Genomic DNA, 7,924 nt, shown 5'->3' with positions numbered 1-7,924 from the left:
GTGAGTGAGAAACAGTGTTCTAACCCTGTTTCTCACTCACGACGAGCCGCGGCAGACTGCCTACGGGAGAAGGGCTTCCAGGGCGTCGGCCGCCGCGGGAGCCCCGCCCGCCTGCTCGATCTCCTTGGCCATCAGCGCGAGCCGGGTGCTCAGCGAGTCGTCCGCGGCCATCGCCTCGACCGCGGCGAAGATCGCCGCCCCGCTCGCCTCGGTGACCGGGATGTGCCGGCCCAGGCCCAGCTCCGCGACGCGGTGGGCGTTGGCCAGGGTCTCGCCGCTGTGGGAGACCGCGACGATCGGGACCTCGTAGCGCAGCGCCTCCAGGACGCTGCCCATCCCGGCCTGGCAGACCAGCGCCGTCGCGTGCTTCAGCACCGACGGGTGCGGCATCCAGTTGTGCGCCTCGACGTTCGGCGGCAGCTCGCCGAGCGCGGCCAGGTCGGCGCCGCGGCCCAGCGTCAGCACCACGTGCCACGGCTCGCCGCGGAAGGCCTCGATGCAGCCGGTGAAGAACCCGAGGTCCTTGCTCATCGACGTGCCCAGCGAGATCAGCACCACCGGCAGGCCGTCGCCGGGCGGGGTCCAGTGGCCTTCGAGGGGACGGCAGTCCGCGGTCGGGCCGACGAACAGGTACCGCGAGCCGAACGTCTCGCTCCCGTAGTGGAACGCCTTGGGGATGTAGACCAGACGCGGCTCGTCGCCGGTCGCGCTCAGGCTGGCCATCGCCAGGTCCGGGTCCAGCCCGTGCCGCGTGAGCAGCGCCGAGACGCCCGCGCCGAACTCTTCGCCGAACCGCTCCAGGCGCGGGTCCCGGTGGTCGAAGCCGGTGGCGGCCGGGTGGTCGTCGGGCGGCTGGGGCGAGCCGGGGATCTCGTCGTCGTCGTTTTCGATGAAGACGGGACAGCTCTCGACGAGCGGGACGTCCCAGGCGCGCGCGAGCACGCGGGCGGCGTTGCCGCTGATGGTGTCGTGCACGATCAGGTCGGGCCGGTCACCGGAAAGCCGCTCCAGCGCCGGTTCGAGCGCCGCGAAGCCTTCGCGCATGAGGTCGATGATCATCGTGACCGCGTCGTCGGCGCTGTCGACCTTGGTGACCGACGCGGGGAAGTCCGAGTGGTACGGCAGGACCTCGGCGGGGCTGTCGCGCAGCAGGCCCGTGAACTGTTCGGCGACGACGAACGTGACCCGGTGGCCGCGCGCGGCGAGCGCCTCGACCGGGCCCAGCATCGGGTTGATGTGCCCGACGCCCGGAAAGCTGAAGAAGACGATGTGCCGGCCCTGGGTCATGGCTGGAGTATCGCGAAAAACCCCAGCTCAGAGCGGGTTTCCGGGCAAAGTCTAGGGAATTCGCTACCCTCACTTTGCGTGCTGAAACATCACTTCCGAGTGACTACGAAGGTTGCGGGTTCGCGCGCGGAGATCGACTTTTGTTGCCCGGGATGAAGACTCCCGGCCGCAGAGAACGCCAGGTCCACCCGGGTCTACTAGGACCATGACCCTTACCAGTGAGACCACCGACAGCCGGCCGGGCCGCACGCGCCCGGCGTTCGCGCGGACTCCGGTTCTCCTGATCGCGGGAGTCACCGGAGCCCTGCTCCTCGTCGCCAGCCGGAACTACGGGTTCTCGTTCGACGAGGCCTACTTCGTGGTGGCCGGCCGCGACCACCCCGCGTGGGGCTACTTCGACCAGCCGCCGCTGGTGCCGTTCCTGGCCGCGGGGCTGGACCACCTGTTCCCCGGCTCGCTCGTGGCGTTGCGGCTGCCCGCGACGCTCGCCGCCGTCGGCGGGATCGTGCTGAGCGCGCTGATCGCCCGCGAGCTGGGCGGGCGCCGGGTCGCGCAGACCGTCGCCGCGGCGGCGTACGCGATGTCCGGCGCCACGCTGATCTGCCACTACCTCGCGACCTACTCGATCGACCCGTTCTTCTGGTCGCTCATCCTGTGGCTGGTCGTGCGCTGGACCCGGGTGCGCGACGACCGGCTGCTGTTCGCCGCCGGGCTCGTCACGGCCGTGTCGCTGCAGACGAAGTTCCTGGTCCCGGCGCTGTGGGTGGCGCTCGCCGTCGCTTCGCTGGTCTTCGGGCCGCGTGACCTCGTGCGCCGTCCGCTGCTGTGGGCGGGCGCGCTGGTCGCGACGCTGACGACCGTGCCGACGCTGGTCTGGCAGGCCGCGAACGGCTGGCCGTACACCCGGATGTCCGAGGTCGTCGCGGCCGAGTTCCCCGGCACCGGCCCGTTCCTGCTGGAGCTGCTGTCCGGGCCGGGCCTGGTGATCGGCGTCCCGCTCGCGTTGTTCGGCTTCGGACGTCTGCTGATCGCCCGGGACCTGCGGCCGTACCGCTTCCTCGGCGTCGCGTTCCTGCTGCTGATCGTGGCCTACCTGCTGACGTCGGGCCGGTCCTACTACGTCTACAGCCTGTACGCGCCGCTGTTCGCGGCCGGCGCGGTGGGCCTGCAGGACGTCAAGTGGCCCACCGCCGCGAAGGCGCTCGGCTGGGTGCTCGTCGCGGCGTCGATCCTGCAGGCGCTCGTCGCGCTGCCGATCTACCCGAAGTCCTGGGCCGAGCGCATTCCCGACGTGCCGCTGGTGCCGTTGACGGCGAAGGTCTTCGTGCAGTCCGACGGTCAGCTCGGCCAGCTTTCCGACGCCGTCGTGAAGGTCTACGCCGCGCTGCCGCCCGAGCAGCGCGCCCGGACGGCGATCATGACCGACAGCTACGCCTTCGCCGCCGACCTCCAGCTCTTCGGCGCCGAACGCGGACTGCCGAACGTCTACAGCGCGCACCGCGGGTACTTCTACTTCGGGCACCCGGACGAGAGCGTCGACAGCGTCCTGTTCGTCGGCGACGCGAGCCCGCCGGTGGCCGGTGCGTTCGCCCGGCACCAGGAAATCGTGCCGCAGCTGATGACCGTCTTCAGTGGACGGACCGTCGCGTGGGACGCGCTGTGGCCGCGGTTGCGCACTCAGTAGGTCAGCCCTTGAGCGGTTCCCACCACCCGCGGTTGTTCTTGTACCAGTCGACGGTGTCGCGCAGGCCGGTGTCGATGCCGACCCGCGGGGTGTAGCCGAGCTCGGTGGAGATCTTCGTGATGTCCACCGAGTAGCGGCGGTCGTGGCCCTTGCGGTCCTCGACCGGCCGGATCGCGGTGTGGTCCCGGCCGGTGACTTCGAGCAGCCGCTCGGTGAGCTCGCGGTTGGTCAGCTCGGTGCCGCCGCCGATGTTGTAGACCTCGCCGGCGCGGCCCTTTTCCGCCACCAGCTGGATGCCGCGGCAGTGGTCGTCGACGTGCAGCCAGTCGCGGACGTTGAGGCCGTCGCCGTAGAGCGGGACCTGGAGGCCGTCGACCAGGTTGGTGACGAACAGCGGGATGACCTTCTCGGGGAACTGGTACGGCCCGTAGTTGTTGGAGCAGCGGGTGATCGACGCGTCGAGGCCGTGGGTGATGAAGAACGAGCGGACCAGCAGGTCGGAGGCCGCCTTCGAGGCCGAGTACGGCGAGTTGGGGGCGACCGGGTGCGTTTCGGGCCAGGAGCCCTCGTCGATGGACCCGTAGACCTCGTCGGTGGAGACGTGGACGAACTTGCCGACCTCCCGCTCCAGCGCGGCCTGCAGCAGCGTCTGCGTGCCGAGCACGTTGGTGCGGACGAACTCCGCGGACCCGGCGATCGACCGGTCCACATGGGACTCGGCCGCGAAGTGCACGACCAGGTCGGTGCCGGTCAGCTCCCGCTCGACGACCTCGGGGTCGCAGATGTCGCCCTCGACGACCCGCAGGCGCTCGTCCCCGGCGACCGGCGCCAGGTTCGCGCGGTTGCCCGCGTAGGTGAACTTGTCGAGCACGACCAGCTCGTCGGGCTCGAATCCGGCGTAGTGGCCGGAAAGCACGTTGCGGACGTAGGCCGAGCCGATGAAACCGGCGCCGCCGGTCACCACCATGCGCATGGGAAGGATCCTCCGGGGTTCAGACCGCGGTGAGCGGCCGCGCGCGGCGCGCGAAGTCCATGACGTACTCGCCGTAGCCCGAGCTGCCGATCCGCTCGCCCAGCGCGTGGCACTGGTCGGCGTCGATGAAGCCCATGCGCAGCGCGATCTCTTCGAGGCAGGCGATCTGCACGCCCTGGCGGGCTTCCATCGTCTGCACGTACTGGCCGGCGTCCAGCAGCGACTTGTGCGTGCCGGTGTCCAGCCAGGCGAAGCCGCGGCCGAGGTCGACGCAGCTCGCGCGGCCCCGGTCGAGGTAGACGTTGTTGACGTCGGTGATCTCCAGCTCGCCGCGCGCGGACGGCTTGAGCCCCTTGGCGATCTCGACGACGTCGTTGTCGTAGAAGTACAGGCCGGTGAGCGCCCGGTTCGACTTGGGGTTGGCCGGCTTCTCCTCGATGGAGATCAGGTTCCCGTCGGCGTCGCACTCGCCGATGCCGTGGCGGTGCGGGTCGGAGACCTCGTAGCCGAACAGGACGCAGCCCTTGAGGTCGTGCGTCGCGGCGCGCAGCACGTCCGAGAAACCTTGGCCGTGGAAGATGTTGTCGCCGAGGATGAGGGCGGAGGTATCGTCGCCGACGTGCTCCTCGCCGATGATGAAGGCCTCCGCGAGGCCGTTCGGGTGGGCCTGCTCGGCGTAGCTCAGGCTCAGCCCGAGCTCGGCACCGTCGCCCAGCAGCCGCTTGAACGCGGGCAGGTCGTGCGGGGTCGAGATGAGCAGGATCTCGGTGATGCCGGCGAGCATCAGGACCGAGAGCGGGTAGTAGATCATCGGCTTGTTGTAGACCGGAACGAGCTGCTTGGAGACGCCCAGCGTGACCGGATGCAGCCGGGAGCCGCTGCCGCCGGCCAGGATGATGCCTTTCATGTGGGCCCCAGGTTCTTGGTCGGGAAGGATCGCGTCCGGCCCCGACCCTAAGTCCGGGACTAGTAGGAGAATCTCCAGTCCTGGCCCGGCGGAGCGTCAGCGTTGGGTGGCCTTCTGCCGGGTCTCCGTCGTGGGCACGTACGCCGGCAGGTCGGCCGCGATCCGGAACCCGCCGTCCGGCGTCGGGCCGGCCTGCAACGTTCCGCCGACCAATTCGACGCGGTGGCGCAAGCTCGACAACCCCAGCCCGGAGCCGCTGCCCGCCAGCACCTCGTCCGGCTGCCGCCGGGGCGGGGTGTTGACGACGCGGATGCCGACCCCGTCCGGCCGGTAGCGCAGCTCGACGCGGATCTCGGCGCCCGCCGCGTGCTTGCGGGCGTTGGTCAGCGCCTCCTGCACGATCCGGTGGACCGTGCGCGCGATCGTCGGGGACATCTGGGAGCGCTCGCCTTCGACGTCCAGCTCCACCGGGATCCCGGCCGCGACCGACTCGGCGACCAGCGTCGAGGGGTCGGGCGGCTGCTCCGGCGTCCCCGCCGAGCCGGTCCGCGGGCTCGGGCCCGCCAGCCGCTCGGAGATGTCGGCCGCGGTCGTGTTCAGGACCCCGACCAGGTCGCGCAGCTCGTCGAGCGCCATCGCGCCGCGGGCGCGGATCTCCTCGGCCGCCTTGCGGACGTCGGGTTCCTTCGAGCTGATGCCCAGCGCCCCGGCGTGCAGCACCATCAGGCTGAGCCCGTGGGTGAGGACGTCGTGCATCTCCGCGGCGAGACGGCGGCGTTCCTCGAACCGGGCCTGCTCGGCCAGCAGGTGCGTCTCGCGTTCGGCCCGCTCGGCGCGGTCGCGCAGCTCCTGCAGCAGCTGCTTGCGCGCGTCGAGGTACAGCACGACCGCCGCCGGGCCGATCGTGCTGAGCAGGCCGACCGGGGTGATCGTCCAGCTGGGCGCCCACGGCTCGCTGCCGATGATCGCCAGCGCGCCGACGAAGGCGTACGAGACGCGCTGGCTCTGCGTCCGGACCAGGAAGATCACGATGACCGGCGTGATGCGGGGCAGGATCAGCGGGCTGGCCGGGTCTTCCGGGGAGAGCAGGCCGGGCGCGAGCGCGTCGGCCAGCACGGTCGCGAAGGTGACCGCCAGCGCGATGCTCGCGACCGTCTTGGGGAAGCGCCGCAGCCCGAGCACCGAGACGTCGACCGCCAGCTGGAGGATGAGGTCGGCGCGGGGGCCGGCCCAGCCGGTGGTGGGGTTGCTGCTGAGGCAGATCGCCACGTCGAGCGCGCCGAAGATCACCGCCAGGCTGAGCAGCGTCGCCAGTTCGTGCTTGGGCCCCATGCGGGTGCCAAGCTGCTCACGCAGCGTGGTTCGAGTACCTGGAGTGACGTCCGACACGGGCTCCACGTTAGCTCCCGGAGCACCTTCCAGGAGGTGGACCGCCGGTTCCCGCGGCGGACTAGCGACGAAAGTTGCCCTCCGGCGGATCGACCGACAACTTTCGTTGGTTCCCCTTCACTCCGTCGGCCCACGGGCAACAAGGGGGACCTCAAGTCTTGGTTAAATGTCCAGTTTCGGGCGCTCGGTAATGCTACAAGTATGTCACCCGTCCGGGTGGTGGTCTTCGCTGACAGCCTGCGTCGCGCCTGGTACGGTCACTCGTTAGTGGAGGAAGTGGCACGGATCGGGCACCGACGGTGGTTTTCATCCCGGCGGCGGTGTCAATAGCGTTCGAACGGTCAGGTCCTTCGGCGGCTCTGGGGGCTGCGGGAAAGGATCCGGTTTCGCCGGGTCCGCAGGAAAGGTCGATGGCGGCATGGCGGATCCCACTCCGAATCCGGTCTTCGCCGGGTATTCGGGCGCATTGTCCCGGTGTGCGGTGCTCGCGTGGACGGAGTCCGCGCAGGCAGCGCTGGTGGACGGGGCGCCCGACGGCGGCGTCCGCGCCCTGCTGGCGGGCTTCGAAGCGACGGAAACCGGCCGGTCCGCGAATATTATTCGTCTTTCCGGCGAAGTCGATGCCGAGCCCACCGAGTTCCACGCGCTCTCCGAACTGTTCGCGGGTCACGCCGATCCGGGTGGTGCCATTGCGCGCACTCTGGAACTGCCCGCGGAAGACGGTTCCGCACTGCACCGGAAATTCCGCACACTGCGGTCGTTGTTGCTTTCCGGGCCATTGCGGAAAAAGAATGTCGTGATCGTCGTCGAAGACGCTCAATGGTGCGATGAATCGTCCGTGCGGTTCTTCGACTTCCTGCTGCGGTGCGGCCGCGGAGAGCGGTTTCTGCTCGTCCTCGGCCGCCGTCCCGGCGAGGCCGGTCCCGGCACCTGGGCGCTGGGGCAGATCGGTGCGCAGGACCGGTGCCACCGCTGGGAAGTCGCCGCGCCGCGCCCGGTCGACGCACTGGCCGGGCTGTCCGCGCAGGCACGGACGGTGGCCACCGCCGTGGCCGTCCTCGACGAACAGAACGTGACCAGGGTGGCCGCTTTGTGCGGGCTGCCCGCGCGGCCGGTGCGGATCGCCCTCGACGGAATTCGCCGCGCGAATCTGTTCGCCGGAAGCGTGCTCGACCGGTCGGTCCGATCCCGCCTGCTCGCGGAAACGCCCGCCGAGGAACTCGCTCACCTGCATTTGCGCGCGGCGCGCGTGCTCAACGACGACGCCCGGCCCGCCGCCGAGGTCGCCCCGCACCTCGGCGCGCTGCCGCGGCTCGACGAGCGCTGGATGATCGACCTCGCGCTCGAAGCCGCGGCCACCGCGGAACACCGGGGCGACCCGGCGACCGCGGTCGCCCACCTGTCCCGCGCGGTCGCCGCCGAGCCGGGCCGGCTCGACGTCCGGCTGGCGCTGGCCGCCGCCCGGCTCGAGCTCGACCCGGAAGCGGCGATGACGGAGCTGCGCACGGCCGCCGGCCACGCCGGCGACCCGCGTGACCACTGCGCGGTGGCCGTGCTGTTCGCGCTCGCGGCCACCGCCGCCGACGCCGCGGGCCGGCGGCAGGCCCCGCTCGGCGGCCTGGCGACGGCGCTCCCGCCGGGCCGAACGGCTCACCGCACCGCCCGCAGCGCGTCGCCGTCGGCC

The 7,924-nt window shown here is 70.8% G+C and carries 5 protein-coding genes and 1 pseudogene; 2 read left to right on the top strand and 4 right to left on the bottom strand.

Going from position 1 to position 7,924, the window contains the following annotated elements:
- Positions 1-60: 60 nt before the first annotated feature.
- Positions 61-1,287 (bottom strand): macrolide family glycosyltransferase, encoded by a 1,227-nt coding sequence (locus tag ABZ342_RS48540; RefSeq protein WP_360488791.1) that lies wholly within the window; start codon positions 1,285-1,287, stop codon positions 61-63.
- A gap of 205 nt (positions 1,288-1,492) precedes the next feature.
- On the opposite strand from ABZ342_RS48540, the gene ABZ342_RS48535 reads away from it, so the two are divergent.
- Complete coding sequence (locus ABZ342_RS48535; RefSeq protein ID WP_360488788.1) at positions 1,493-2,971, top strand: glycosyltransferase family 39 protein; 1,479 nt, start codon at positions 1,493-1,495, stop codon at positions 2,969-2,971.
- A gap of 1 nt (position 2,972) precedes the next feature.
- Here the strand turns inward: ABZ342_RS48535 and rfbB are convergent, their stop codons facing one another.
- From rfbB to ABZ342_RS48520, 3 genes are all read right to left on the bottom strand, one after another.
- Positions 2,973-3,944 (bottom strand): dTDP-glucose 4,6-dehydratase, encoded by a 972-nt coding sequence (gene rfbB / locus ABZ342_RS48530; protein WP_360488785.1) that lies wholly within the window; start codon positions 3,942-3,944, stop codon positions 2,973-2,975.
- Between the two features lie 19 nt (positions 3,945-3,963).
- Positions 3,964-4,851, bottom strand: coding sequence for a glucose-1-phosphate thymidylyltransferase RfbA (gene rfbA, locus ABZ342_RS48525; protein WP_155545893.1), 888 nt, complete (start codon positions 4,849-4,851; stop codon positions 3,964-3,966).
- Positions 4,852-4,947: 96 nt separating this feature from the next.
- Positions 4,948-6,240, bottom strand: a complete 1,293-nt coding sequence (locus ABZ342_RS48520) for a histidine kinase (RefSeq protein WP_360488782.1) — start codon at positions 6,238-6,240, stop codon at positions 4,948-4,950.
- Positions 6,241-6,658: 418 nt separating this feature from the next.
- On the opposite strand from ABZ342_RS48520, the pseudogene ABZ342_RS48515 reads away from it, so the two are divergent.
- Positions 6,659-7,924, top strand: a pseudogene (locus tag ABZ342_RS48515) (hypothetical protein); the annotation flags it as partial.

This window comes from Amycolatopsis sp. NPDC005961, assembly GCF_040629235.1.
Classification (GTDB): domain Bacteria; phylum Actinomycetota; class Actinomycetes; order Mycobacteriales; family Pseudonocardiaceae; genus Amycolatopsis; species Amycolatopsis camponoti.
Note: the sequence above shows the minus strand (reverse complement) of the source record. Positions and strands in the feature narration are given on the sequence as shown.

Coding starts and splice junctions, on each gene's coding strand:
- rfbB (WP_360488785.1), bottom strand. CDS start 3,944: ATGCGCATGGTGGTGACCGGCGGCGCCGGTTTCATCGGCTCGGCCTAC.
- rfbA (WP_155545893.1), bottom strand. CDS start 4,851: ATGAAAGGCATCATCCTGGCCGGCGGCAGCGGCTCCCGGCTGCATCCG.
- ABZ342_RS48540 (WP_360488791.1), bottom strand. CDS start 1,287: ATGACCCAGGGCCGGCACATCGTCTTCTTCAGCTTTCCGGGCGTCGGG.
- ABZ342_RS48535 (WP_360488788.1), top strand. CDS start 1,493: ATGACCCTTACCAGTGAGACCACCGACAGCCGGCCGGGCCGCACGCGC.